The sequence below is a fragment of the Streptomyces sp. NPDC053427 genome (assembly GCF_044544985.1).
Taxonomy (GTDB): domain Bacteria; phylum Actinomycetota; class Actinomycetes; order Streptomycetales; family Streptomycetaceae; genus Streptomyces.
On the sequence record NZ_JBITYA010000016.1, the window covers coordinates 180,655 to 204,051 of the forward strand.

18 protein-coding genes are annotated in these 23,397 nt (G+C 71.8%); 9 read left to right on the forward strand and 9 right to left on the reverse strand.

Annotated features, from left to right (window positions below; all coding sequences use genetic code 11):
* Positions 1-149: 149 nt before the first annotated feature.
* Positions 150-1,610: a dihydrolipoyl dehydrogenase gene (gene lpdA, locus ACIGWZ_RS36075; RefSeq protein WP_400071729.1), complete on the reverse strand. Its 1,461-nt coding sequence runs from the start codon at positions 1,608-1,610 to the stop codon at positions 150-152.
* Positions 1,611-1,777: 167 nt separating this feature from the next.
* On the opposite strand from lpdA, the gene ACIGWZ_RS36080 reads away from it, so the two are divergent.
* Positions 1,778-2,650, forward strand: a complete 873-nt coding sequence (locus ACIGWZ_RS36080) for a LysR family transcriptional regulator (protein ID WP_400071669.1) — start codon at positions 1,778-1,780, stop codon at positions 2,648-2,650.
* A gap of 10 nt (positions 2,651-2,660) precedes the next feature.
* Here ACIGWZ_RS36080 and treY read toward each other — a convergent pair whose 3' ends face one another.
* A complete protein-coding gene (gene treY, locus ACIGWZ_RS36085; protein WP_400071672.1) occupies positions 2,661-5,132 on the reverse strand; it encodes a malto-oligosyltrehalose synthase in 2,472 nt (823 codons plus the stop codon).
* A 163-nt stretch (positions 5,133-5,295) separates the two neighbouring features.
* Here treY and ACIGWZ_RS36090 point away from each other — a divergent pair, with 163 nt between their 5' ends.
* Entirely contained in the window at positions 5,296-6,567 is a 1,272-nt protein-coding gene (locus tag ACIGWZ_RS36090; protein WP_400071674.1) for an MFS transporter, read from the forward strand.
* Here the strand turns inward: ACIGWZ_RS36090 and glgX are convergent.
* Positions 6,503-8,677: a glycogen debranching protein GlgX gene (gene glgX / locus ACIGWZ_RS36095; protein ID WP_400071676.1), complete on the reverse strand. Its 2,175-nt coding sequence runs from the start codon at positions 8,675-8,677 to the stop codon at positions 6,503-6,505. The two genes, ACIGWZ_RS36090 and glgX, sit on opposite strands and share 65 nt — an antisense overlap.
* A gap of 481 nt (positions 8,678-9,158) precedes the next feature.
* Here glgX and ACIGWZ_RS36100 point away from each other — a divergent pair, with 481 nt between their 5' ends.
* A complete protein-coding gene (locus ACIGWZ_RS36100) occupies positions 9,159-10,409 on the forward strand; it encodes an SAV2148 family HEPN domain-containing protein (RefSeq protein WP_400071678.1) in 1,251 nt (416 codons plus the stop codon).
* 7 nt (positions 10,410-10,416) lie between these two features.
* On the opposite strand, the gene ACIGWZ_RS36105 is transcribed toward ACIGWZ_RS36100, so the two are convergent.
* A complete protein-coding gene (locus tag ACIGWZ_RS36105; protein WP_400071680.1) occupies positions 10,417-11,133 on the reverse strand; it encodes an SDR family NAD(P)-dependent oxidoreductase in 717 nt (238 codons plus the stop codon).
* Between the two features lie 219 nt (positions 11,134-11,352).
* Here ACIGWZ_RS36105 and ACIGWZ_RS36110 point away from each other — a divergent pair, with 219 nt between their 5' ends.
* Complete coding sequence (locus ACIGWZ_RS36110; protein WP_400071681.1) at positions 11,353-12,066, forward strand: exonuclease domain-containing protein; 714 nt, start codon at positions 11,353-11,355, stop codon at positions 12,064-12,066.
* A gap of 67 nt (positions 12,067-12,133) precedes the next feature.
* On the opposite strand, the gene ACIGWZ_RS36115 is transcribed toward ACIGWZ_RS36110, so the two are convergent.
* Positions 12,134-13,024: an aminoglycoside phosphotransferase family protein gene (locus ACIGWZ_RS36115; RefSeq protein ID WP_400071683.1), complete on the reverse strand. Its 891-nt coding sequence runs from the start codon at positions 13,022-13,024 to the stop codon at positions 12,134-12,136.
* 204 nt (positions 13,025-13,228) lie between these two features.
* Here ACIGWZ_RS36115 and ACIGWZ_RS36120 point away from each other — a divergent pair, with 204 nt between their 5' ends.
* The 5 genes from ACIGWZ_RS36120 to ACIGWZ_RS36140 all read left to right on the forward strand — a co-directional run bounded on the left by ACIGWZ_RS36120 (position 13,229) and on the right by ACIGWZ_RS36140 (position 19,534).
* Positions 13,229-14,170: a carbohydrate ABC transporter permease gene (locus ACIGWZ_RS36120; protein ID WP_400071686.1), complete on the forward strand. Its 942-nt coding sequence runs from the start codon at positions 13,229-13,231 to the stop codon at positions 14,168-14,170.
* Positions 14,167-15,042: a carbohydrate ABC transporter permease gene (locus ACIGWZ_RS36125; protein ID WP_400071687.1), complete on the forward strand. Its 876-nt coding sequence runs from the start codon at positions 14,167-14,169 to the stop codon at positions 15,040-15,042. The genes ACIGWZ_RS36120 and ACIGWZ_RS36125 overlap by 4 nt, the downstream gene beginning before the upstream one ends.
* The gene (locus ACIGWZ_RS36130; protein ID WP_400071689.1) at positions 15,042-16,460 is read left to right on the forward strand and encodes an ABC transporter substrate-binding protein; all 1,419 of its coding nucleotides are present in this window, start codon (positions 15,042-15,044) and stop codon (positions 16,458-16,460) included. The genes ACIGWZ_RS36125 and ACIGWZ_RS36130 overlap by 1 nt, the downstream gene beginning before the upstream one ends.
* A gap of 478 nt (positions 16,461-16,938) precedes the next feature.
* Positions 16,939-18,144, forward strand: coding sequence for a S8 family serine peptidase (locus ACIGWZ_RS36135; RefSeq protein WP_400071691.1), 1,206 nt, complete (start codon positions 16,939-16,941; stop codon positions 18,142-18,144).
* A gap of 301 nt (positions 18,145-18,445) precedes the next feature.
* Positions 18,446-19,534, forward strand: coding sequence for a glycosyltransferase family 2 protein (locus tag ACIGWZ_RS36140; RefSeq protein ID WP_400071693.1), 1,089 nt, complete (start codon positions 18,446-18,448; stop codon positions 19,532-19,534).
* A gap of 33 nt (positions 19,535-19,567) precedes the next feature.
* Here ACIGWZ_RS36140 and ACIGWZ_RS36145 read toward each other — a convergent pair whose 3' ends face one another.
* From ACIGWZ_RS36145 to ACIGWZ_RS36160, 4 genes are read right to left on the reverse strand one after another with little or no spacing between them, the layout of a single operon-like run.
* Complete coding sequence (locus ACIGWZ_RS36145; protein WP_400071695.1) at positions 19,568-20,338, reverse strand: sirohydrochlorin chelatase; 771 nt, start codon at positions 20,336-20,338, stop codon at positions 19,568-19,570.
* Between the two features lie 3 nt (positions 20,339-20,341).
* The gene (locus ACIGWZ_RS36150; RefSeq protein WP_400071696.1) at positions 20,342-21,313 is read right to left on the reverse strand and encodes an ABC transporter permease; all 972 of its coding nucleotides are present in this window, start codon (positions 21,311-21,313) and stop codon (positions 20,342-20,344) included.
* Positions 21,300-22,103: an ABC transporter ATP-binding protein gene (locus ACIGWZ_RS36155; RefSeq protein WP_400071698.1), complete on the reverse strand. Its 804-nt coding sequence runs from the start codon at positions 22,101-22,103 to the stop codon at positions 21,300-21,302. The genes ACIGWZ_RS36150 and ACIGWZ_RS36155 overlap by 14 nt, the downstream gene beginning before the upstream one ends.
* Positions 22,104-22,149: 46 nt before the next feature.
* A complete protein-coding gene (locus tag ACIGWZ_RS36160; protein ID WP_400071700.1) occupies positions 22,150-23,256 on the reverse strand; it encodes an aliphatic sulfonate ABC transporter substrate-binding protein in 1,107 nt (368 codons plus the stop codon).
* Between the last annotated feature and the right edge of the window lie 141 nt (positions 23,257-23,397).

The following is a 23,397-nucleotide window of genomic DNA, read 5'->3' on the forward strand; positions in this document are numbered from 1 at the left end:
AGTTCCGAGGAATCGGCGCATTCGAGGCTCCTTGCCGAGGGAAAGCTGAGAAAGCTGAGGGAAAGCGGGCGTACGGGGCCATGCTGTCAGCCGTACGCCCGGACGCAACCGAATTGATCGGCCGCTCCCTCCGCCCGGTCCCGGGCCGCTCAGTGCTGATGCAGCCCCCGCCCGGCCAGCGTCAGGAAGGCCTCGCCGACCGCCTCCGACAGCGTCGGATGCGCATGGATGTGCCGGGCCACATCGGACGGTTCGGCGTCCCAGCCCACGATCAGCTGGCTCTGCGCGATCATCTCCGAGACATGCGGGCCGACCAGATGGACGCCGAGGACCACCCCGGTGGCCTCCCCGCCCGCCCCGTCCGCCGCCGCGATGACCTTCACCATGCCGCCCTGCCCGTGCACCATGCCCTTCGCGGTCGCCGTCAGCGGCATGGTGTTCACCTTGACCGACAGCCCCCGGGCGCGGGCCTGCGCCTCGGTCAGGCCGACCGACGCCGTCTGCGGCGAGGAGTACGTCACCCGGGGAACGGCCGCGTAGTCCACCGGCGGCGACGGGATGCCCGCCAGCGTCTCGGCGACCAGCAGCCCCTCCGCGAACGAGGCGTGCGCCAGCCCCAGTGACGGCGGCGGCAGCAGATCGCCGACCACATGGATGCCCGGCACGGCCGTCTCCAGCCGCGACCAGTCGGCGGGCGCGACATGGCCCCGCCCGTCCGCCGACAGTCCGGCCGCCGCCAGGCCCAGCCCGTCCGTCACCGGGGTCCGCCCCACGGCGACCAGCAACCGCTCCGCCGCCAGGACGACTTCCTCCCCCTTGGCGGTACGGACGGTGGCCCGCACCCCGTCCGCCAGCAGCTCCGTGTCGACCAGCGTGGCGCCCGTACGGACCGCGATGCCGCGCTTCTTCAGCCCGCGGACGAGATGCCGGCTCACCTCCGTGTCCTCCAGGGGCAGCAGCCGGTCCGCGGCCTCGACCAGGGTGACGTCGGCGCCCATCGACCGGTGCAGCGAGGCGTATTCGACGCCGATCGCGCCGCCGCCCAGGACCAGTACGGACGCCGGCAGGCCGGGGGCGAACAGCGCGTCGTCGCTGGTGACGACCCGGCGGCCATCGGGCGTGAGACCCGGCAGCAGCCGCGGCCGGGAGCCGGTCGCCAGCACGATGCCGCGCCGCGCCGCGAACTCCCCGGCGCCCTCGATGTCGACCGTACGCGGCCCGGTCAGCCGCGCCGTGCCGCGCACCACCCGCACCCCGGCGCGCGCCAAGTGCCCGGCCACCCCCTGGTGGTTACGGGCGACGATGTCGTCCCGGGTGGCCACCAGGGCGGGCCAGTCCAGCGCCTCCACGGTGGCCTTCACCCCCCACCGCTCCCGCGCCTCCGCGATACCGTCCACCAGCTCCGCCGCGTGCAGCATCGCCTTGCTGGGGATGCAGCCGCGATGCAGACAGGTGCCGCCGATCAGGTCGCGCTCGGCCAGCACCACCCGCAGGCCCAGGGACGCGGCGCGCAGGGCGGTGCTGTAGCCGCCGGTGCCGCCGCCGATGACGAGGACATCGGCCGTGTCCGCGGCCGTCTCCCCGGGGTGGTCACCCCTGCGCTCACTCATCCGCTCGTCCCCGCGTCCGTGCCTGCGCTCACTCATGCCGTCGCTCATGCGCTCGTTCATGCGCCAAGGCTCCGCCCACCTGCGGCGATGAGTCCAAGGCAATGTTTCTATGAGAGCGATGAGCCGTGTGCATACGACGTGGCGCGCGGCATGGGGAGGGGACGGGCATGAGCCTGCGGCAGATGGAATACCTGGTGGCGGTCGTCGAGGAGGAGTCCTTCACCCGGGCCGCCGAAGTGCTGCACGTCACCCAGTCCGCGCTCTCGCACCAGATCAAGGCGCTGGAACGGGAGGCCGGCGGCGCCCTGTTGGAGCGGATGACCCGCGGCGTGCGGCTGACCGCGATGGGCCGGGCCTACTTCCCCCACGCCGAACTCGCGGTCCGCAGCGCCCGGCAGGCCCGCCGCGCGGCGCTGGCGGCGGCCGGTGCGGAGAGCGGCGAACTGCATCTGGCGACGGTGCACGCGCAGGCCATCGGCGTGCTGCCCGCGGTGTGTGCCCGCTGGGGCCGCGAGCACCCCGGGGTGCGCCTGGTCCTCCACGAGTACGCCACCACCGAGGAGCTCGACGACCGGATGGCGCGCGGCGTCGCCGATGTGGCGGTCGGGCCGCGCCCCAAGGACTGGCCGGGACCGGTCACCGTCGTCGGGCAGGAGGAGATGGTGCTGGTCGTGCCGCGCGGCGACCCGCTCGCCGCGCGGGAGTCGGTACGCCTGGCCGACCTTGCGGACCGGCCGTGGGTGCGCTGCAGCCTGGAGCCGGTGATCGAGGGGCGGCGATGGCTGGACGTGGAATGCGAGCGGGCCGGCTTCACACCCCGTACCGCCGTCCGTACGCAGCACACATCGACCGCCGTGCGGATGGCCGCGGCCGGCGTCGGGGTGCTCCTGACGGCGGCCCATGAACTCACCGGCCTCGACTGCGCCACGGTCCCCACCGACCCGCCCTGGCGCCGGGACATCACGGTCTTCTCGCGCGTCGAACTGACCGGAGCCGCCGCGGCGTTCACCGAACTGCTCCGCACGGCGGAAAAGTCCTGAGGGGGACGGGTCACTCCGCCGCGAACAGCGCCACCGGCGACACCTCCAGCAGCTCGCTCAGCCCCACGGCCGCGCCGCCGTCCACCACCCGGCCGGTCAGCAGCTCGCGCCAGGGACCGCCGGGCGGCAGCCGCAGCGCGGTGTCCCACCAGCCGCCGGTCTCCACCAGGCGCAGCGACAGCCGGGTCGCGACCGTCACCACCCGCCCGCCGCGGCCGAAGGCCACACAGTGCTCGGCGGCCGGCCCCTCCGCGCGCAGCGGCTCGTAGGCGGCGCCGGCGTCGAACCAGTCGGGGTGCGCGCGCCGCAGCCGCAGCGCGGCGGCCGTCAGCCGGAGCTTCTCGGCGGACAGATCGCCCGGCTCGGCCCCTCCGTCCAGCTCGGCGAGCAGGTCGGGCCGGAAGGCGGCGGGCCGCCGGTTGTCCGGGTCGACCAGCGCCGCGTACTCCCGCTCGGTGCCCTGGTAGAGGTCGGGCACGCCCGGCATGGTCAGGTGCAGCAGCGTCGTGCCGAGCACATTCGCGCGGATGAACGGGGCGAGTTCGTCGTCCAGCGCGGCAAGCGGGCCGGCCGGCGGTCCGCACGGCCCGCCGCGGACGAACTCCGTCACCGCCTCCTCGTACTCCGGGTTCCGCTCCGTCCAGGAGGTGCGCAGCCCGGCCTCCCGTACGGCCTTGAGGACCGCGGGCGCCACCCGGTCGGCGGGCACCGGGCCACCGGCGGACGGCCCGCCCAGCCCGAACACGGTCTGCCAGGCAAGCCAGGACACCATCGGATCAACCGGGCCGCTCGCCAGGAGGGGGCCGTCCGCACCGTTGGCCACCTGGCCCAGCACATCGCGCCACCGGTCCGGGCACTCCGACAGCACCGCGATCCGCGCCCGGACATCGGCGCTGCGTTTGGTGTCGTGGGTGGAGAGCACCGTCCCGGTGGCGGGCCAGTCGCGCTGCACCCGGGCGCAGAAGTCGTGGAACGCCTGGGGGCCGAGCGCGGGCGTGCCGGGGTCGCCGCCGACCTCGCAGGCCGACAGCAGCACGGGATAGCGGTAGAAGGCGGTGTCCTCGACGGACTTGGCGTGCAGCGCGGAGGCGGTCTGGGCGAAGCGGGCGGTGAAGTCGGCGAAGTCGGCCGGGTCGGCGGTGCCGGGCGCACCGGTGGCGCGGGCCCGGTCCCCGTACCGTCCCAGCGCCAGATCGTGGATGAGATCCACCGCTTGCGCCTCCTCGGGCACCAGGAACGCGCCCCGCGCCCGCGCCGCGGCCGCGCCCAGCATCGCCGCGTCCTGCCCGGCCCGGCCGGGGTCCGCGGCGTACGGACGGTAGACCGGCAGCCGCACCAGCAGCTCGGTGATCGCCTGCCGCAGCGCCCACGGCGCATGGTCGCCCGGCTGCGGGGTCCGCTCACTGATCCGTACCGCCGTCCGCACCAGCCGTTCCACCTCCGCGGCCAGATCGTGCGTGACCACCTCGTACGCGGCCCGGCGCACCGTCTCCTCCCAGTCGCCGCCCTCGTCGGCCAGGGGCGTGACGAAGTCCCGGTAGTGGGAGAAGAGGCGGCCGGAGCCCTGCGGGCAGACGAACAGCGCGTCGATGTGCCGCAGCGCGTCATAGCCCGTGGTGCCCGCGCACGCCCAGCCGTCCGGCAGCCGCTCGTCGCCGGTGAGGACCTTCTCGACGACCGTCCAGCGACCCCCGGTGGCGGCATGCAGCCGGGCCAGATAGCCGCCGGGGTCCACCAGGCCGTCGGGATGGTCGACGCGCAGCCCGTCGATCACGCCCTCGCGGATCAGCCGCAGCAGCGTGCCATGCGTCGCGTCGAAGACCTCGGGATCCTCGACCCGCACCCCGATCAGCTCCGAAATGGTGAAGAAACGCCGGTAGTTGAGCTCGCTGCGGGCCAGCCGCCACCAGGCGAGGCGGTACCACTGCGCCTCCAGGAGGCGCTCCATCGGCAGGCCCTCCGTACCGGGCCGCAGCGGGAAGGCGTGCTCCTGATAGCGCAGCACCTCGCCGTCGACCCGCAGATGCCGCAGCTCCTCGCCCAGCCGCCCGCCGAGCACCGGCAGCAGCACCCGCCCGCCGTGCGCGCCGTCCCAGTCGATGTCGAACCACCGGGCATACGGGGACGCCGGGCCGTCCCGCAGCACCTCCCACAGCGGTCTGTTCAGCGAGGCCGGAGCGGGCAGCGCCATATGGTTCGGCACGATGTCGACGACCAGCCCCAGGCCGTGCGACCGGGCCGCCGACGCCAGCGACCGCAGCCCCTTCTCGCCGCCCAGCTCGGCCCGTACCGCCGTGTGGTCGACCACGTCGTACCCGTGCGTGGACCGCGGCACCGCCTCCAGCACGGGGGAGAGGTGCAGATGGGAGATGCCGAGCGCGGCCAGCTGGGGCACCGCCCGCTCGGCGGCGGCGAACGGGAAGTCCGGCTGGAGCTGCAGCCGGTAGGTGGCGGTCGGCGACGGTCTCGAAGGCTGCGTCATGGGAACACCCGTACCCCATTGACGGCTCGTTGTGTCACCGATCCGAGGTATCCGCCGGTGTCCGCCGCATTGGCCTTTCCTCCGAACCGGCGAGCCGTTGCGCCCAGTTCCTTCGTACCTCCGGTGTATACGGCGCGGCGCCCGTCCCGGATAGCGTCGGCCGATGACCGCTGCAACCGCCACCTACCGTCAGGTGATCGCCCTGGGCGGGCCGCTGCTGCCCGTCGCCTCCTTCCTCGGCAGGCTTCCGACCGCCATGTGCCAGCTCGGCAGTCTGCTGCTGGTGGCGCGGACCAGCGGCTCGCTCACCGCCGCGGGCCTGGTGGGCGGTGCGCTGGCGGCGGGGCAGACCGTCGCCGGGCCGCTGATCGGCCGGCTCGCCGACCGGCACGGTCAGCGTCCCGTCGTACTGGCCGCCTGTTGGCTCAACGCGCTCGCCGTGGCGGCCCTGGTGGTGGCCTCCCTCGCACGGATCGCGACGCCGTCGCTGGCCGCGATCGCGCTGCTGGCCGGCGCCAGCGTGCCGCAGATCGGGCCGCTGGCCCGTACCCGCCTGGTGGCCCTCGCCCATCGCGCCGGGGCCGACGAGCGGATGGTCAACGCGGCGCTGTCCGTCGAGGGCACCCTGGACGAGGTGTCGTTCGTGCTCGGCCCGGCGCTGGTCGGGCTGGCCGCCACGGTCGCCCATCCGGCCGTCGCGCTCGCGCTGGCCGCGGTGCTGCTCGCCGTCTGCGGCTCGGCCTTCGCCCTGCACCGTACGGCCGCCGTGCTGCGGCCCGCGGCGGGCTCCGCCGGCGCCCGCCCGCCCCGCTCCCGGCTGCCCCGCGGCGTGTACGGCATGCGGGTCTCCATGGCCCTGCAGGGCGCCATGTTCGGCGCCTGCCAGGCCGGCATCACCGCGCTCACCGAACGCCTTCACCAGCCCGCGCAGGCCGGTCTGGTCTATGCCGCGATGGGCGTGATGAGCGCGGTCGCGGGACTGTCGCTGGCGCTGGTGCCCGACCGGATCGGGCTGCCGACCCGGTGGCGGGCGGCCGGCGCCGCGCTGATCGTGCTGTCGGCGCCGCTGCTGTTCGTCCAGACGCTGTGGGCGCTGTATCTGGTCGTCGTGGTCCTCGGCGTGGCCTTCGCCCCGCATCTGATCACCGTCTTCGGCCTCACCGAACGGGCGGTGCCCGCCACCCGGCTGGCCGAGTCGATGGCCTTCCTCACCAGCGCCGTGGTCGGCGGCCAGGCCCTGGCGCTGACCGTCTCCGGGCGGCTCGCCGACGCCCACGGCCCGTTCGCCGCCTTCGCCGTGGCCGTCGGGGCCGCCGTCCTGATCCTCGTCGTCGCGATGACGGCCCGGGTGAGCACCGGGGCCCGCCGGGTCATGTCGGCCGTTGCAGCACCAGCAGACTCCGCCCCGTCAGCATCAGCCGATCACCGGCCTTGACCTTGGCGCCCCGGCCGTCCGCCGCCGCCCGCGGCCGGTCGGTGTCCACCACCACCTGCCACTGCCGCCCGTGGTGCACCGGAACCGTGAACTCCTTCTCCTGCTCGTGCGCGTTGAACATCAGCAGGAAGGAGTCGTCGGAGACCGGCTCGCCCCGCGGGCCCGGCTCGGAGATGGAGCTGCCGTTCAGGAAGACCGCCAGCGCCTTGGCATGGACGGACTGCCAGTCGCGGGTTCCCATCTCCTCACCCTCGGCCGTGAACCACGCGATGTCGGACAGCTCGTCGTGCGTCCCCTCGACCGGCTGCCCCTGGAAGAACCGCCGCCGCCGGAACACGGGATGATCGCGCCGCAGCCACACCATCTGCCGGACGAAGGCCAGCAGCTCCCGCTCCTCGTCCGGCGGCGTCTCCTCCGGATCGCCCTCGTCCGCCTCACCGGCTCCGCCCGCCTTGCCGCCGCTCTCCGGCCACCGCACCCACGACAGCTCGCTGTCCTGGCAGTACGCGTTGTTGTTGCCGCCCTGGCTGCGCCCGAACTCGTCGCCGTGACTGAGCATCGGCACGCCCTGCGACAGCATCAGCGTCGCGAGGAAGTTCCGCATCTGCCGGGCCCGCAGCCGCCGCACGGAGGGGTCGTCCGTCGGCCCCTCCGTCCCGCAGTTCCAGGACCGGTTGAACTGCTCCCCGTCCCGGTTGTCCTCGCCATTGGCCTCGTTGTGCTTGTCGTTGTACGCGACCAGATCGTGCAGCGTGAAACCGTCGTGGCAGGTCACGAAGTTCACCGAGGCCAGGGGCCGCCGCCCGTCGCCCTGATAGAGGTCCGACGATCCCGTCAGCCGCGAGGCGAACTCCGCCAGGGTGCGCGGCTCGCCCCGCCACAGATCGCGCACCGTGTCCCGGTACTTGCCGTTCCACTCGGTCCACAGCGGCGGGAAGTTCCCCACCTGGTAGCCGCCCTCGCCCAGGTCCCACGGCTCGGCGATCAGCTTCACCCGGCTGACCACAGGGTCCTGGTGCACCAGGTCGAAGAACGACGACAGCCGGTCCACCTCGTGGAACTGCCGGGCCAGCGTCGCCGCCAGATCGAACCGGAACCCGTCCACATGCATCTCCTGCACCCAGTAGCGCAGCGAGTCCATCACCAGCTGGAGCACATGCGGGCTGCGCATCAGCAGGGAGTTCCCGGTCCCGGTGGTGTCCATGTAGTACCGCTTGTCGTCGGTCAGGCGGTAGTACGAGGCGTTGTCCAGCCCCCGGAACGACAGCGTGGGGCCCAGATGGTTGCCCTCCGCCGTGTGGTTGTAGACCACATCGAGGATCACCTCGATCCCGGCCCGGTGCAGCGCCCGCACCGCCGTCTTGAACTCCAGCACCTGCTGCCCGCGGTCGCCCCAGGAGGCATACGCGTTGTGCGGGGCGAAGAAGCCGATGGTGTTGTAGCCCCAGTAGTTCGTCAGCCCCGCGTCCACCAGCCGGTGGTCCTGCACGAACTGATGCACCGGCATCAGCTCCAGGGCCGTGACCCCCAGCTTCGTCAGATGGTCGATGATCGCCGGGTGCGCCAGCGCCGCATAGGTGCCGCGCAGCTCGTCCGGCAGCTCCGGGTGCAGCATCGTCAGGCCCTTCACATGGGCCTCGTAGAGCACCGTCTCGTGATAGGCGGTGCGCGGCGGACGGTCGTCCCCCCAGTCGAAGTACGGATTGACCACCACCGACGCCATGCTGTGCGGCGCCGAGTCCATGTCGTTGCGCGCCTCCGGCCGGCCGAAGTGGTAGCCGTAGACCGCCTCGCTCCAGTCGATCCGGCCGCTCATCGCCCGCGCGTAGGGGTCCATCAGGAGCTTCGCGGAGTTGCAGCGGTGCCCGCGCCCCGGCTCGTACGGGCCGTGCACCCGGAAGCCGTACCGCTGCCCCGGCATCACTCCCGGGAGATAGGCGTGCCGCACGAAGGCATCGCTCTCGCGCAGCTCGACGGCGGTCTCCGAACCGTCGTCGTGCAGCAGACACAGCTCGATGCGTCTCGCGGCTTCGGAGAACACCGCGAAGTTGGTGCCCGCCCCGTCGTAGGTGGCACCCAGCGGATACATCTGTCCCGGCCAGACCTGCATGCGTAGACTCTTCCACCTTCTCGTCGGGGGCTGCGGCGACTCCACGACACGCGTCCGCGGACCGAAGTGAAATCCTTCCCCAACATGCCCCATAGACGGGGAATTTCGCCTTATCTTCGCTGAAATGTGGGTAATCGGCCGCGATGTCGGATCGTCGTACCAGGGCTCTGCCGGGGGGCGGCGCGGACGGGGGCCGGCGCGGGGCGCCCGACGCGCCACCCCTGACCTCCGATGACGGCGCGGACGCCGGGGTCAACGGCCGGCCAGGGAAACACCCCATCGCGTGGACCGACAACGCTCCGCCCGGCTCCCTTCGACGTCACGGCTATGAATCCGCTCACTCCCCTCCTGCGTTCGGGAGGCAACGGGCCCTGAAAGGCAGGGGAGTTGGCAGCCGAGTCGATCCTTCCTGCTGCACCGCCTCCCGCGCCGCAGTAGTCTGCCTTGATCGTTGGCACGGGGGTTCGGAAGGCGGTGGCAGGTGAGCGGCGGGCTGGAGTTGCCCCCTGGTGACGAGAGTCACGAGGGCCATGAGGGCGGCTCCGTCGACGCACCGCCCGGCGCGGTGTCCCTGGCGCGACCGATGGAGATCGGCGCGGAGCTGGACTGGGGCGCCGACGCCTGGACCGAGGTGCGCACCCGCGCCCGCCGGGCCGGACGCGCCTACATCTGGCTGAATCTGGTCGAGCAGCGGCTGCGGGCCGTCGTGGCGGCCGTACTGCGCCCCATCTACGAGCCGGTGCACGGCGACGAATGGGTGATCGCCGCGGCCGGGCCGGCCGGGCAGGAATGGGTGCAGCGGGCGGTCGCGGTCCGCGAGGTCAGCCGCCGCAAGGGCTATCTCCTCGACCCCGCCGACGACAACATCGTCAGCTTCCTCACCCTGCCCCAGCTGCGCGAGCTGATGGTCCAGCACTGGCCCTGCTTCGAGCCGTACTTCGACGACCGCCGCGAGGTCGAGCTGGCCCTCGACGAGCTGGAGGTCGCCCGCAACATCGTCTCCCGCAACCGCGCCCTGTCGGAGACCGTGCTGGCCCAGGCGGAGCGGGCCTCGGCCCGGCTGCTCGACATATTGGGCTCCGGGGTCGGCACCCGCATCTCGGGACGGCTGCCCATCGACGCCGTGGAGGACCTCGTCGGCGACCGCTACGCCGACGTCATCGGCGTCCATCCCGACCGGGTGCGCCTGCAGCGCCAGCTCCCCGCCGAGGACCTCTTCGGCGACGCCCGCCGCCTCGACGCGGTCGGCATAGGCCTGAACCTCCTCGTCCAGAACTACTCCGGCCGCCGCCTGGTCCGCCTCGCCGAGTCCGGCTGCCGCATCCGGCTGCTCTTCCTCAACCCCGCGAGCAGCGCCGTCCGTCGCCGGGAGCGCGAAATCGGCCTGAAGAAGGGTGAGATGAGCCGCTCCATCGAGATGAACATCCTCCATATGCGGCGGGTGCGGGCCCGGCTCCGCGACCCGGGGGCCTTCGAGATCCAGGTCTTCGACGAGACCCCGCGCTTCACCGCCTATCTGGTCGACGGCGACGGCCCGGACGGCCTGGCGGTGGTGCAGAGCTACCTCCGCAAGAGCCGCGGGATGGAGTCGCCGGTTCTGGTGCTGCGCGGGGGCGGCCGCGACATCGTCCGGGCGGACGGCCGGGACGGGCGCGACGGTGAGCACGGTCTCTTCGAGACCTACCGCGAGGAGTTCGAAAGCGTGTGGGCGGACTCGCGGCCGGTGTCGTGAGGCCGCCCTACGGGCCTGCCGCGATCCCGCCGTCCACCCGCAGCTCGATCCCGTTGACGTAATCGGCGAGCGGGCTGGCCAGGTAGGCGACCGCGGCCGCGATGTCCTCCGGCCGCCCCGGCCGCTCGCCCGCCGAGCCGTCGACGCGTTCGTCGTCCGTGACGATGATCCCCGGGCTCACGCAGTTCGCGGTCACCCCGGTCCCGGCGAGGTGGTGCGCCAGGCTCGTGGTCATGTTCACCACCGCCGCCCTGGCCGCGGAGTAGGTGGCCGTATCGTGCGGCGGAGTCCGCGGGGCCCGGCTGCCGATGGTGATCACCCGGCCCCAGCCGTGCTGGCGCAGCGACGGCAGCAGGGTCTGGGTGACCCGCACCGTCGGCAGCACATTCCCCTCGAACGCGGCCCGCCAGTCGGCCGGCCCGGAGCTCTCCCAGTCGTGTTCGGCGAACGGGCCGGCGTTGTTCACCAGGATGCGGGCCCCGAAGTCGCGTGCGGTGACCGCGACCTGCTCGGCGACGCCCGGTTCCGTCAGATCGCCGAGCACCACCTCGGCGCGCACCCCGCGCGCCGCGACCTGCTCGGCGACCGCCGCGGCGGCGGCCGCGTCCCGCCCGTGGACGAGGACGTCGCACCCCTCGCCCGCCAGCGTCCCGGCGATCGCCGCGCCGATTCCCGCACCGCTACCCGTCACCAGCGCGCCCAGTCCTGCCAGCCGTAGGTCCATGCGGCCAGCGTAGGGGCGGGCGGGAGGGGGAGGGGGCCTGCCGCGACGGGCGGCCGGGGGATTGTCAGTGGTGCGTGGGAGAGTGAATCGGCAACGGGGGATGTACCACCGAAGGAGGGGCCGCCGCATGAACGAGCGTGTCGAAAGGGTGCGCGCCGAGCGTGTCAGGCAAAGGTGCGCGCCGCGCGCGTGCGAGGCCGAGCGAAGCGAGGGTTCGGCATGAGTTGGCATCAGGAGCTGCTGGTCAGCTTCGACCTGGAGACCACGGGCACCGACGTCGAGCGGGACCGCATCGTCACCGCCGCGCTGCTCCGCCTGGAGGGGGACGGCAGGTCGGCCGGAAAGCGGTCCTGGCTGCTCGATCCCGGCGTCCCGATTCCCGACGAAGCTGCGGCCATTCACGGCATTTCCACCGCATATGTCCGAGAACACGGCCGTCCGCCGGCCCTCGCGATAGAGGAGATCACCGAGGCGCTGGCCGAGGCCCTGCGCGCGGACATCCCGCTGGTGGTGATGAACGCGCGATACGACCTCTCGCTGCTGGACCGCGAGTGCCGGCGGCACGGCGTCCGGACGCTGACGGACCGCCTCGGACACGCGCCCGCGCCGGTCATCGACCCCCTGGTGCTCGACAAGCATGTGGACCGCTACCGCAAGGGCAGGCGCGCGCTGCAGGCGCTGTGCGGGCATTACGGCGTGCGGCTGGACGGCGCGCACGAGGCGGGCGCCGATGCGGCGGCCGCGGCCGGGGTGGCCCGGCGCATCGGGGAGAAGTACCCGGCCGTCGCCATCCCCTCGCCCCGTGCCCTGCACGCCCTCCAGGAGGAGGCCGCCGCCTCGCAAGCCGCCTCGTTCCAGGCGTACTTGCGGCGCTCCGGCGACCCCGAGGCGATAGTCGAACCGGCCTGGCCGCTGATTCCGTACCAGGCCTGACGGGCACCGCGAAGACCTCAGCGGGGCCCCGGCGGCCTCGGAACCGGCGGTCTCGGAACCAGCGACCTCAGAAGGGGTACCACCGCACCGTCGCGTCCTTCTCACGCAGCGACGCGATCCGGCGGCGGAATTCCTTGAGCGCCGCCGGGTTGCCGGGCGCGTGCTGGGAGACCCAGGCACAGCTCGCCGTCTCGCGGGACCCGCGCAGCACGGCACAGCCCTCCCAGTCCCGTACGTCCCAGCCGTAGGCCGCCACGAACGCGTCGTAGGCCTCCGCGGCCAGCCCGTAGCGGTCCCTGCTCAGCGCCATCACGACCAGATCGTGTTCGCGCAGATCGGAGGAGAAGGTCTCCAGGTCGACCAGCACCGGCCCGTCGGGCCCGACATGGACGTTACGGGGCAGCGCATCGCCATGGATGGGGCCGCGCCCCAGATGCGGTTCCAGCGCCGACGCGGCCGCCGCGAACGCATCCCGCCGCCCGCGCAGATACTCCGCGTCCTGCGCCGATACGGCGTCGCCCGCCAGCCGCAGCCAGCGCTCGACGCCGCCGAGGAGTTCCCGGCGGGGGAGGGCGAACGGCGGTTCCGGCAGCGCGTGGACGACCTTCAGCAGCTCGGCGAGATCCGCCGGCCCGGCGGGACGGGTGGCCTGCGGGAGCCGCTGCCAGTACGTCACGGGATGCCCGTCGACGAGGGCGGCCCGCGGCTCGGCGGCCCGCACCGCCGGCACGCCTTCCGCCTCCAGCCACTGCGCCACGCCCAGTTCCCGCTCGGCGCGCTCCAGCAGCTCGGCACTGCGCCCCACCCGTACGACCGGCCCGCGCTCGCCGAGGGCGAAGACGGCGTTCTCGCCGAGCGAGAGCAGCTCGGCATCCGCCGCCGCGTCGGGGCGCCCGGCCGCGGCCAGGACGTCCCGGGCGCGCGCCTCCGTGAAGGCGCCGGGGTTCGGTTCGGTCATCGTGATGCCTCCTGCGGTACGCGATCGCGACCAGTGTCGCAGGTACCGAGAACGTCCCAGGTGGGGAGATCCTTCACGGAATCCGGCGGGGAGCTTGACTGCGGTGGCGGCCGTAACGACGATGACGGCGCCGGCAACGGGGGAGAGGTGGCGTGCGATGGTTGCAGTGCCGACGGCGGAAAGACGGCGCGAGGAGTCCCTGCCGTGACCCTCGCCACCGCGCCACAGCGGTCCTCCGCGGCGTCCCGGAGCCGCACGACCGGGCCCCGGCGCGACCGCGGCACCTGGTTCCTCGTACTGCCCGCGCTGATCCCGATCCTGGTCCTGAGCGTCGGACCCCTGCTGTACGGCATCGGGCTGGCGTTCACCGACGCCCAGTCGGGCCGCAGTCAGGCCACCCGGTTCGTCGGGTCGCTGAACTTCACCGATCTGTTCCAGGACACCCTCTTCTGGGACTCCTTCCGGATCGGCCTGGTGTGGGCCGTCGGCGTCACCGTCCCGCAGTTCGTCCTCGCCCTGGGCCTCGCCCTGCTGCTCAATGTGAACCTGCGGCTGCGCTGGCTGGCCCGGGCGCTGGCGATCATCCCGTGGGCGATGCCGGAGGTCGTCGTCGGCATCATGTGGCGGCTGGTCTACCACCCGGACGCCGGCGTCCTGAACGAGACGCTGCGCCATCTCGGCCTGGCCGGATCCGGCGGCGGCCGGGACTGGCTGAGCGGCCTGGCCACCGCCCTGCCCGCGGTCGTCGTCGTCGGCGTCTGGGCGGGCATGCCCCAGACGACGGTCTCCCTGCTGGCCGGTCTGCAGAACGTTCCCAAGGAGCTGCACGAGGCGGCGGCCATGGACGGCGCGGGCGCCTGGCGCCGCTTCCGTACGGTCACCTGGCCCGCCATCAAGCCCGTCGCCCTCGCCATCACCGCCCTCAACTTCATCTGGAACTTCAACTCCTTCGCCCTGGTCTTCGTCCTGACCGACGGCGGCCCCGGCGGCCGGACCCGGCTGCCGATGCTCTTTGCGTACGAAGAGGCCTTCCGCTACGGGCAGTTCGGGTACGCCGCCGCCATGGGCCTGGCGATGGTCGCGGTGATCTCGGTCCTGCTGGCCGTCTATCTGGCGGGCCGGCTGAAGGGGGACGACGACAAGTGAGCCGAGCGACCCGACCGCGCCGTACGACCCGCCGCCCGACCGCGAAGCGCACCGCCACCCGCACCGGCCAGTACGCGGCGCTCCTGTGCTACCTGGCCTTCCTCGCGTTCCCCTTCCTCTGGCTGATTTCCACCGCATTCAAGCCACCGCGCGAACTGGGCAGCATCCACCCCACCTGGATTCCCGAGGCCCCCACCCTCGACAACTTCCGGCAGGCGTTCGACCAGCAGCCGCTGATCGCGGCGGCGGGCAACAGCCTGCTCGCCGCGGCGCTCTCCGCGGTGATCGCCATCGTGCTGGCGACGCCGATGGCGTACGTCCTGGCCCGATACCGCAACCGTTTCGCACGGGCGGCCACCGGCTGGGTCGTCATCAGTCAGGCGTTTCCGCTGGTCCTGGTGATCATCCCGCTGTTCCTGATCCTCAAGACCCTGCATCTGGTCGACTCCCGGATCGGCCTGATCATGGTCTATGTGGTGTGGTCGCTGCCGTTCGCGCTATGGATGCTGACCGGCTATGTCCGCGCCCTGCCGCCCGAGTTGGAGGAGGCCGCCGCGGTCGACGGCGCGAGCCGGATACGTACCCTCGTCTCGGTCACCGCACCGCTGCTCGCGCCCGGCATCGTCGCCACCGCGCTGTTCGCCTTCATCACCGCCTGGAACGAGTTCTTCTTCGCCCTGGTCCTGCTCAAATCTCCCGAGAAACAGACGCTGCCGGTCGTGCTGACCCACTTCATCGGGACGGAGGGCGTCGCCGACCTCGGCCCGCTCGCCGCCGCCGCGCTGCTCGCCACTCTCCCGAGCCTGCTCGTGTTCGCCGGCATCCAGCGGCGGATCACGGGCGGGATGCTGGCCGGGGCGGTGAAGAGCTGATGGGCGAAAAGCCGATGCGCGAAGAGTTGACAGGCGAAGAGCCGAGGCGTGAACGGCCGTTGCACGACGGGCCGTTGCGACCGCAGTCGTCGACCGGCGGCGTCGAACCGCCGGTACCGTCGGCCCGCTTCCACCGACGGGGACTGCTCGCGGCGGCCGCCGCGCTGCCCGCAGCGGCCCTGCTGCCCGGCTGCTCCGCCGGGCCCCGGAGGGCGGCCGGCGGCAAGATCACCCTGCGCTTCCAGTCACTGGCCTGGCAGCAGGACTCCCTCAAGATCAATAAGCAACTGGTCGCCGAATGGAACCGGCAGCACCCCGACGTCCAGGTGCGCTACATCCAGGGCGCCTGGGCCACCGTCCACGACCAGCTGCTCACCTCCTTCGAGGGCGGCGAGGCGCCGGACATCATCCACGACGCCACCGACGACCTCGCCGACTTCGCCTATGGCGGCGACCTCGCCGACCTCACCACCTTGCTGCCGCCCCGCCTCAAGGCGGACATCCCGCAGCAGAGCTGGGAGACCGGCACCTTCGACGGCCGGATCTACGGCGTCCCGTTCCTCCAGGAACCCCGGGTACTGATCGCCAACCGCCGGAAGCTGCACCGCTCCGGCGTCCGGATCCCCACTCCCGAACACCCCTGGACCTGGGAGGAGTTCGCGGAAGCCGCACAGCGTCTCACCCACGGCGGAAACCATGGCGTCGCCTGGCCGCTGAAGGAACCGGTCTCCGCCACCCTCAACCTCGCCCTGTCCACCGGCGGCCGGATCTTCCACCGTCACCCCGACGGCAAGGTGGAGGTCCGCTTCGACGCCGTCGACCAGGTGGTGCCCCGCACCATCCACGACCAGGTCAACGTCGACCGCACGGCCTCCCGTTCCACCTTGGGCATGGGCGGCGCCGACACCCTGCCGGGCTTCTTCGCCGGGCGGTACGCGATGGTCCCGCTCGGGTTCTCCTACCGCCAGCAGATCGTCCAGCAGGCCCCCAAGGGCTTCGACTGGACGGTGCTGCCGGCCCCCAAGGGCACCGCACTGGACCAGGGCGTGAGCCCGCAGACCCTGTCGGTGGCGCAGGACTGCCCGTACAAGGAGGAGGCGATGGCCTTCATCGACTTCCTCCTCCGCCCGCGGAACATGGTCCGGCTGGCCCTGGGTGACTGGCTGCTGCCGACCGGCCGGCAGGCCCTCAAGGATCCGGCCCTTCGGGTGGCCAGGTACGACTGGGCCACCGGCACCGCACTGGCCGGGGCGCTGCACTCGGCGCCGGCCCAGTCCGTACGCGGCTACCCGGAGTGGAAGGACAAGATCGCCGCCCCCGGTCTGCAGGAGTACTACAGCGGTGCGATCGATCTGGCGGGCCTGCGCCAACGGCTCGTCGAGGACGGCAACTTGGTGCTGGCGCGCTATCAGAGGTGAACCCTGAGCGGAGGTCGCGCTCCCTGGTGGACGCCTCCGAGGCCGCGGCGAGCGGAGCCATGGCCGGACGGCCGGGTGTGCGGGTGGCGCGCGCCGGGCGGCGGACCTCGTCGGGGCCCCTCTGCCGTCCCGAGTGGTGAACAAGCGCGCCGGGCCGGAGAGCTTGCGGGGCGCGAGCCTGCCACACCCGGCGGCCGATCCGGTGTACGCGCCGTCCGGCCGGCCCTCTGTTACGCCTCCATTGCGTGAACGTAAAGGGAGTTGAGTCACTCCCCGTCAACTACGCAGCGTTTTTTGCCCGCTTCTATGGGCTTTGTATTTGTTCATGGTTGTTGCCTATCTCACACGGCTGGGCGGCCCTTGAATTGGACCCGTCAATCCGACAGGGTTTCGAACCAGTCCGGCGTAGATCTTCCGGTCTCTTCGGGCTATTGCGCAACGCTTTCCCCCCACACCACGAACGAGGAGAACCCTCGCAATGGATCACAAGCGTTCCAGCAAGAAGCGGCTCATCACGGCGATAACCGCCGCAGTTGCCGCCACTGGTATCGCCGCCGTCACTGCGGTCACCGCCGGCGCCTCCTCCGCCCCCGCCGAGGGCAAGATCTACGGCGCCCAGGCCAAGGGTGCCGTGAACGGCAGCTACATCGTCATGCTGAAGAAGTCGGTCCGCACGGCCGAGAGCGGCGACCTCGCCTCCAAGTACGGCGGCAAGGTCAAGCGGAGCTACTCGTCCGTCGACGGTTTCTCGACGACCGGTCTGGACGAGGAGGAGGCCAAGCGCCTCGCCGCCGACCCGGCCGTCGACAAGGTCGTACAGAACAAGAAGTTCCACATCGACGCCACCCAGGACAACCCGCCGTCGTGGGGCCTGGACCGCATCGACCAGGCGGACACCCAGGGCGACAAGAAGTACAACTACCCCGACAGCGCGGGTGAGGGCGTCACCGCGTACGTCATCGACACCGGTGTCCACATCAGCCACAAGGACTTCGGCGGCCGCGCGTCGTACGGCTTCAACGCCATCGACAACAGCGACAAGGCCGAGGACGACAACGGCCACGGCACCCACGTCTCGGGCACCATCGCCGGTGAGGCCCACGGCGTCGCCAAGAAGGCCAAGATCGTGGCCGTCAAGGTCCTGGACGGCCAGGGCTCCGGCACCACCGAGCAGGTCGTCGCGGGCATCGACTGGGTCACCAAGAACCACAAGGGCCCCTCGGTCGCCAACATGTCGCTCGGCGGCGGTGCGGACGAGGCGCTCGACGCGGCCGTCAAGAAGGCCATCGACTCCGGCGTCACCTTCGGCGTCGCGGCGGGCAACGAGTCCACCGACGCGGGCCAGGGCTCCCCGGCGCGCGTGAAGGAGGCCATCACGGTGGCCTCCAGCACCGACAAGGACGAGCAGTCCGACTTCTCCAACTACGGCAGCGTGGTCGACCTTTACGCCCCCGGCTCCGACATCACCTCGGACTGGAACGACAGCGACGACGCCACCAAGACCATCTCCGGCACGTCCATGGCGACCCCGCACGTCGTCGGCGCCGCCGCGGTCTACCTGGCCGGCCACCAGGACGCCAAGCCCGCGGACGTGGAGAAGGCGCTGACGGACGGCGCCACTCCCGACAAGATCAGCAACCCGGGTGACGGCACGCCCAACAAGCTGCTGAAGGTCGTCGAGTAACCACTCCGGCAGCCCGGCACCATCCGCCGGCCGTCGCGCTCTCCCCCACGGGGCGCGACGGCCGGCGGCTTTTTTGCGTTCGGGGTCGCCGCCGAGCTCGTCCGACCCGGCTCCACGGGAACGGACCCGACGGAGTTATCCACAGGAGGATGCCTCCGAAACCATCGAACGCCCCACCTCGCTACGGTCGGTGACATGCACGGAGGACTGCCGTTCATCGGCATCAGCACCATCGTCTACGGCGTGATCGGCCTGACCGTCGTCGTAGCCGGCCGGATCCGCACGACAGGGGGAGCGCACCATGCACACCATCACCGTCATCGTCCCAGCTCACAACGAGGAGGAGGGGCTGCCGGACACACTGGAATCGCTGGCGTGCCAAACGGTGCCGCCTGACCGGGTCCTGGTCGTGGACGATGCCTCCACCGACCGTACGGGCGAGGTGGCGGCATCACACGGCGTAAGCGTTCTCCGGCCGCCGCGCAACCTCGGAAGCAAGGCGAAGGCGCAGAATTACGCGCTTCCGCACTGCGCCACCGACCTTGTACTGGCGGTCGACGCGGACACCGTTCTCGCGCCGGACTACATCGAGACCGTCGTCCCCGTCTTCGACGACCCCGGCGTCGCGGTCGCGGCGGGCACGGTCCGCACCCGCCGTACCCGCACGCTCTGGGAGCGCGGACGCTCGACCGAGTATCTCTTCGGCTTCCACTTCCACCGCCCCATCCAGGCCCGCGCCAACAGCCCCATGGTCTGCTCCGGTTGCTGCTCGGTCTTCCGGCGGGAGGACCTGGTGGCCTTCGGCGGATTCCCCGAGCGGACCATCGTCGAGGATATGGATTTCACGTGGGCGCAGCAGATCGCGGGCCGACGGGCGGTCTATGTCTCCGACGCCGTGGCCCTGGCCGCCGACCCGGAAGACCTCACCTATCTGCGCAAACAGGTCTGGCGCTGGATGGCCGGCTTCTGCCAGAACGTACGGCTGCACCTGGGTCGACTGATCGTGCACAAACCGCTGCTGGCGGTCTGGGTGCTGCTCGCCCTGCTCGAAATCCTCACCGCGCCCCTGTGGTGGGCCACGCCCTTCGTGGTCGCCGCGACGACCGATCAGTCGCTGCCGTCGGCGTTCGCCTGGTGGGCCGGGGCCGAGCTGGCACTGACCGCGCCACCACTGATCTACGCCGCCCACCGCCGCAAACTCCCGCTCGCCGGCGTCCTGCTGAACATCCCCTGCGTCTATGCGACCAAGGCCGTCAACCTCGTCTACGCCTGGAAGGCCCTCATCGTGGAGCTGCTGCTGGTGCCGCTCCACTTGGCTCGGGGACTGACGGTCTACGAGAAAGGCCGGGCCGATTTCCGGCCCGGGGCGTCCGCGGCGGCCGCCGCATGACCCGCTCGGTGCGAGCCGGCCACACGGCGTACGTCAGGCGCTCAGCGCCGTCAGCTCCGGCCGGACGCGGGCCGCGGCCGCCTGGTCGAAGCGGCGCAGCAGCAGCCGGGCCAGCTCGGGGGCGGCGCCGAGCACCGGGGCGAGGATGTCCGCGCCGGCCTCGCGGGCCCCGGCGGCGATGCGGTCCGGGAGGAAGCCGGGGGCGATGACGTACGGCGCCACGGCCACCCGGTCGACGCCCTCGGCCCGTAGTGCCCGCACGGCGTCCGCCGTACGGGGCAGAGATGCGGAGGCGAACGCAGGTCGCACGGCACACCAGTTGGCGGTGCGCCGCCACTCCCGCGCGATTTCAGCGATCACTGCGATCGCCTCCGGGTCACTGGAGCCCGCCGAGGCCAGTACGACCCCGGTCGAGCGGCGGTCACCGGGCCGCAGCCCGGCCTCCTCCAGCCGCCGCTCCAGCGCGGCGGTCAGGAGGGCGGAGGGGCCGAGCACCTCGGCCTGATGGACGGTCAGCAGGGGCAGCCGCAGCGCGGCCTCCCGCAGCACCGCGGGGATGTCGGACTTCGCGTGGAAGGCGCGAGTGAGGAGGAGAGGCAACGCCACCACATCCCGCACACCCTCGGCCGACAGGCGCTCCAGCACCTGGGGCACCGCGGGCGCGTTGAAGTCGAGGTAGCCGACCTCGACCCGCAGCCCCGGCCGCAGCGCCCGCACCCGCGCGCAGAGCGCGGAGACGGTCGCCGCATGCCGCGGGTCGCGGCTGCCGTGGGCTATGACGAGGAGAGCGGGGCGTGCATTCATGATTCAGCTCTTGACGAGGAGGCCGCGGCTGCGCAGCACCCGCCGCTCGATCGGCGCGAAGATCAGCAGCTCGATACCGATACCGACGATGAGGATCAGGAGGATGGCGGACAGTACCCAGGACATGTCGCCGATCTCGCGGCCCTGCTCCAGCAGCTGGCCCAGGCCGGTGCCCAGGTCGGGGGCGTTGACGATGAGTTCGGCGGCCATCAGCGAGCGCCAGGAGAAGGCCCAGCCCTGCTTGAGGCCGGCGATGTAGCCGGGGAGTGATGCAGGGAGGAGGACGTGCCGCACGCCCGCCAGTCCGGTGGCGCCGATGGTGCGGCCGGCCCGCAGGTAGAGGGGCGAGATCTGGTCGACGCCGGCCACCAGGCCGTTGGCGATGGAGGGGACGGCGCCGAGCAGCACCACCGCGTAGATGGTGGCGTCGCTCAGCCCGAACCAGATGATCGCCGCCGGGACCCAGGCCACCGAGGGGAGGGACTGCAGACCGCTCAGGATCGGGCCGATCGCGGCCCGTACGGCCTTGACGCGGGCGACGACCAGACCGAGGAGCGTACCGATGACGACCGAGGCCAGGAAGCCGAGGGCGCCGCGGGAGATGCTGGTCCACACGTAGCTCAGCAGCGTGCCCTGGAGCCACTTCTCCTGGAGGGAACGGGCGACATCGACGGGGCTCGGCAGCAGGTAGTGCGGCTTGAGCTGGAAGTGGTAGGCGAGCTGCCACAGTCCCAGCACGATCGCGATGGCGATGAGGGGAGGGAACGCCTTTGCAGCAAGGGTACGCAGCCAGGGCTGACGGTCGACGACGGTGGATTCCAGGGCGTCGAGCCCTGCCTCCAGACCGGCGAGATCGCCGGCGGTGTCGCGAGCGACCGGCGTCTTCGCGGCCGCCCCGGCGGGCGTATCGGCGGCCGGACCGTCGTCGGCTTCGCCGGCGGTTGCGGTGGCGGACGTGGTCTCAGTGCTGGCCATGGCGGCGGATCTCCCCACGGAGCTGTTCGGTGATCTCGACGGAAAGGTCGGCGACCGCGGCGTCCTCGATGCGACGCGGCTGCGGGATGTCCACCTGCCACTCGCGGGCGATCCGGCCGGGACGGGAGGAGAGCAGCACCACGCGCTGGGCGAGCCGTACCGCCTCGCGGACGTTGTGGGTGACGAAGAGGACCGAGAGGTCCGTCTCGCGCCAGATGCGGGTGAGCTCGTCGTGCAGGACGTCGCGGGTGATGGCGTCGAGCGCGGCGAACGGCTCGTCCATCAGCAGGAGCTGGCTGTCCTGGGCGAGCGCACGGGCCATCGCGACGCGCTGGCGCATACCGCCGGAGAGCTCGTGCACGCGCTTGCCGTACGCACCGCCCAGCCGGACGAGTTCGAGCAGCCGCTCGGCCTCGGCGCGGCGCTCGGCGCGCGGCACCCCGCGCAGCCTCAGCGCCAGTTCGATGTTGCGGCCCGCGGTCAGCCACGGGAAGAGCGCATGCTCCTGGAACATCAGCGCCGGCCGGCTGCCGGGCGTCTCGATGCTGCCCGCCGACGGCGCGTCGAGGCCGGCGACGAGGTTGAGGAGGGTGGACTTGCCGCAGCCCGAGGCCCCCAGGAGGCAGACGAACTCGCCCGGTGCGACATCGATGCTGATGTCGTCCAGCACATGCTGCTGCGCGCCGGGCCGGCCGAACGACTTCGAGACATGGTCGATGCGAGCGGCGTACGGCACGGTGCCGGCCGGGGCCGCCGGTGCGGGCCGCTTGGTGAGTGTGGTGGTCGTCATCGGTGTCACCTCCTGGGGGACTGCGGTGCTGTGGGATGGAGGGCGGTCAGCTGCCGAGGCCGGCGTCGTCGACCGGCTTCTTGCCCTCGGACTTGAGCACCTTGTTCAGCAGGGTGAGGTCGTAGATGCCCTTGAGGTCGGGCTTCTTCAGCAGGCCTGCCTTGACGGCGTGGTCCGCCTCCTCCTGGAGGGTGGCGGCCAGCGGGTCATCGGTGATGTCGATGTTCTTGAACGCCGGGTCGATGATGTCGCCCGGCAGCGCCTTGCCGGCGACGTTCGAGTCGGCGAGCTTGGCGTTGAGCGCCTGCTTCGCTTCCTGCGGGTGCGTCCGGATCCAGGCGTTGGTCTTCACCGAGCCCCGCAGTACCGCCTCGACGGCCTTGGGGTGATCCTTGAGGAACTTCTGGGAGACGATCACGTTCGTGATGACGAACTTGCCGTCCTTCCACAGCTTCTTCTCGTCCAGGATCGTCTTGCCGCCCGCGGCGACGAGCTTGGAGGCGGTGGGCTCGGGCACCCAGGCGCCGTCGATGGAGCCTTCCTGGAAGGCGGCCGGCGTCACCTTGTTGTCGGTGCGCTGGACGGTGACGTCGCCCTTGCCGGAGGTGGCGTCGACCTTGTAGCCCTTGTCGGCCAGGAAGTTCAGCAGCGCCACGTCCTGGGTGTTGCCCAGCTGCGGGGTCGCGATCGTCTTGCCCTTGAGATCGTCCAGGCTCTTGATCTTCTTGGGGTTGACCACCAGCGAGACACCGCCGGAGGCCGAACCGGAGATGATCTTCAGGCTCTTGCCGTGCGACTTGACGTAGCCGTTGATCGCGGGCGAGGGGCCGATCCAGCCGATGTCGATGGCGTTCGAGTTGAGGGCCTCGATCTCGGCGGGGCCGGCGTTGAAGGTGGAGGACTTCACCTGCGTGCCGCCCAGTTCCTTCTGGAACAGGCCCTTTTGGAGGCCGACCAGCGGGGTGGCGTGCGTGGTGTTGCCGAAGAGGCCGATCCGGACTTGATCGAGTCCGTCAGTCTTGGGGCCCTTGGGGGCGACGCTGGCCGCGGTGTCCTTCTTGGCCTCGGAGCCGTAGCCGCAGGCGCCCAGCGCGCCGACAAGGAGTGGGACGGAGACGGCGGCCGCCAGCAGGCGGTGTCGAACGGCAGACACGGGAGGGGGTCCTCTCGGAGGGCCGGGGCGGTATGCGCCCTTCTAAGGCGCGCCCGGCAGATCGATGGATCTTCGGAAGGGGGGCGTGGGGGGTACGGAGTCAGGCATCGTCAGCACACACATCGCCCGACTCCTCCCTGG

Bases quoted from the DNA above. Each gene is read 5' to 3' on its own strand.
- ACIGWZ_RS36115 (WP_400071683.1), bottom strand. From the start codon at position 13,024: ATGACCGAACCGAACCCCGGCGCCTTCACGGAGGCGCGCGCCCGGGAC.
- ACIGWZ_RS36155 (WP_400071698.1), bottom strand. From the start codon at position 22,103: ATGACGACCACCACACTCACCAAGCGGCCCGCACCGGCGGCCCCGGCC.
- ACIGWZ_RS36130 (WP_400071689.1), top strand. From the start codon at position 15,042: ATGGGCGAAAAGCCGATGCGCGAAGAGTTGACAGGCGAAGAGCCGAGG.
- ACIGWZ_RS36110 (WP_400071681.1), top strand. From the start codon at position 11,353: ATGAGTTGGCATCAGGAGCTGCTGGTCAGCTTCGACCTGGAGACCACG.
- lpdA (WP_400071729.1), bottom strand. From the start codon at position 1,610: ATGAGTGAGCGCAGGGGTGACCACCCCGGGGAGACGGCCGCGGACACG.
- ACIGWZ_RS36140 (WP_400071693.1), top strand. From the start codon at position 18,446: ATGCACACCATCACCGTCATCGTCCCAGCTCACAACGAGGAGGAGGGG.
- ACIGWZ_RS36150 (WP_400071696.1), bottom strand. From the start codon at position 21,313: ATGGCCAGCACTGAGACCACGTCCGCCACCGCAACCGCCGGCGAAGCC.
- ACIGWZ_RS36105 (WP_400071680.1), bottom strand. From the start codon at position 11,133: ATGGACCTACGGCTGGCAGGACTGGGCGCGCTGGTGACGGGTAGCGGT.
- treY (WP_400071672.1), bottom strand. From the start codon at position 5,132: ATGACGCAGCCTTCGAGACCGTCGCCGACCGCCACCTACCGGCTGCAG.
- glgX (WP_400071676.1), bottom strand. From the start codon at position 8,677: ATGCAGGTCTGGCCGGGACAGATGTATCCGCTGGGTGCCACCTACGAC.
- ACIGWZ_RS36080 (WP_400071669.1), top strand. From the start codon at position 1,778: ATGAGCCTGCGGCAGATGGAATACCTGGTGGCGGTCGTCGAGGAGGAG.
- ACIGWZ_RS36135 (WP_400071691.1), top strand. From the start codon at position 16,939: ATGGATCACAAGCGTTCCAGCAAGAAGCGGCTCATCACGGCGATAACC.
- ACIGWZ_RS36145 (WP_400071695.1), bottom strand. From the start codon at position 20,338: ATGAATGCACGCCCCGCTCTCCTCGTCATAGCCCACGGCAGCCGCGAC.
- ACIGWZ_RS36090 (WP_400071674.1), top strand. From the start codon at position 5,296: ATGACCGCTGCAACCGCCACCTACCGTCAGGTGATCGCCCTGGGCGGG.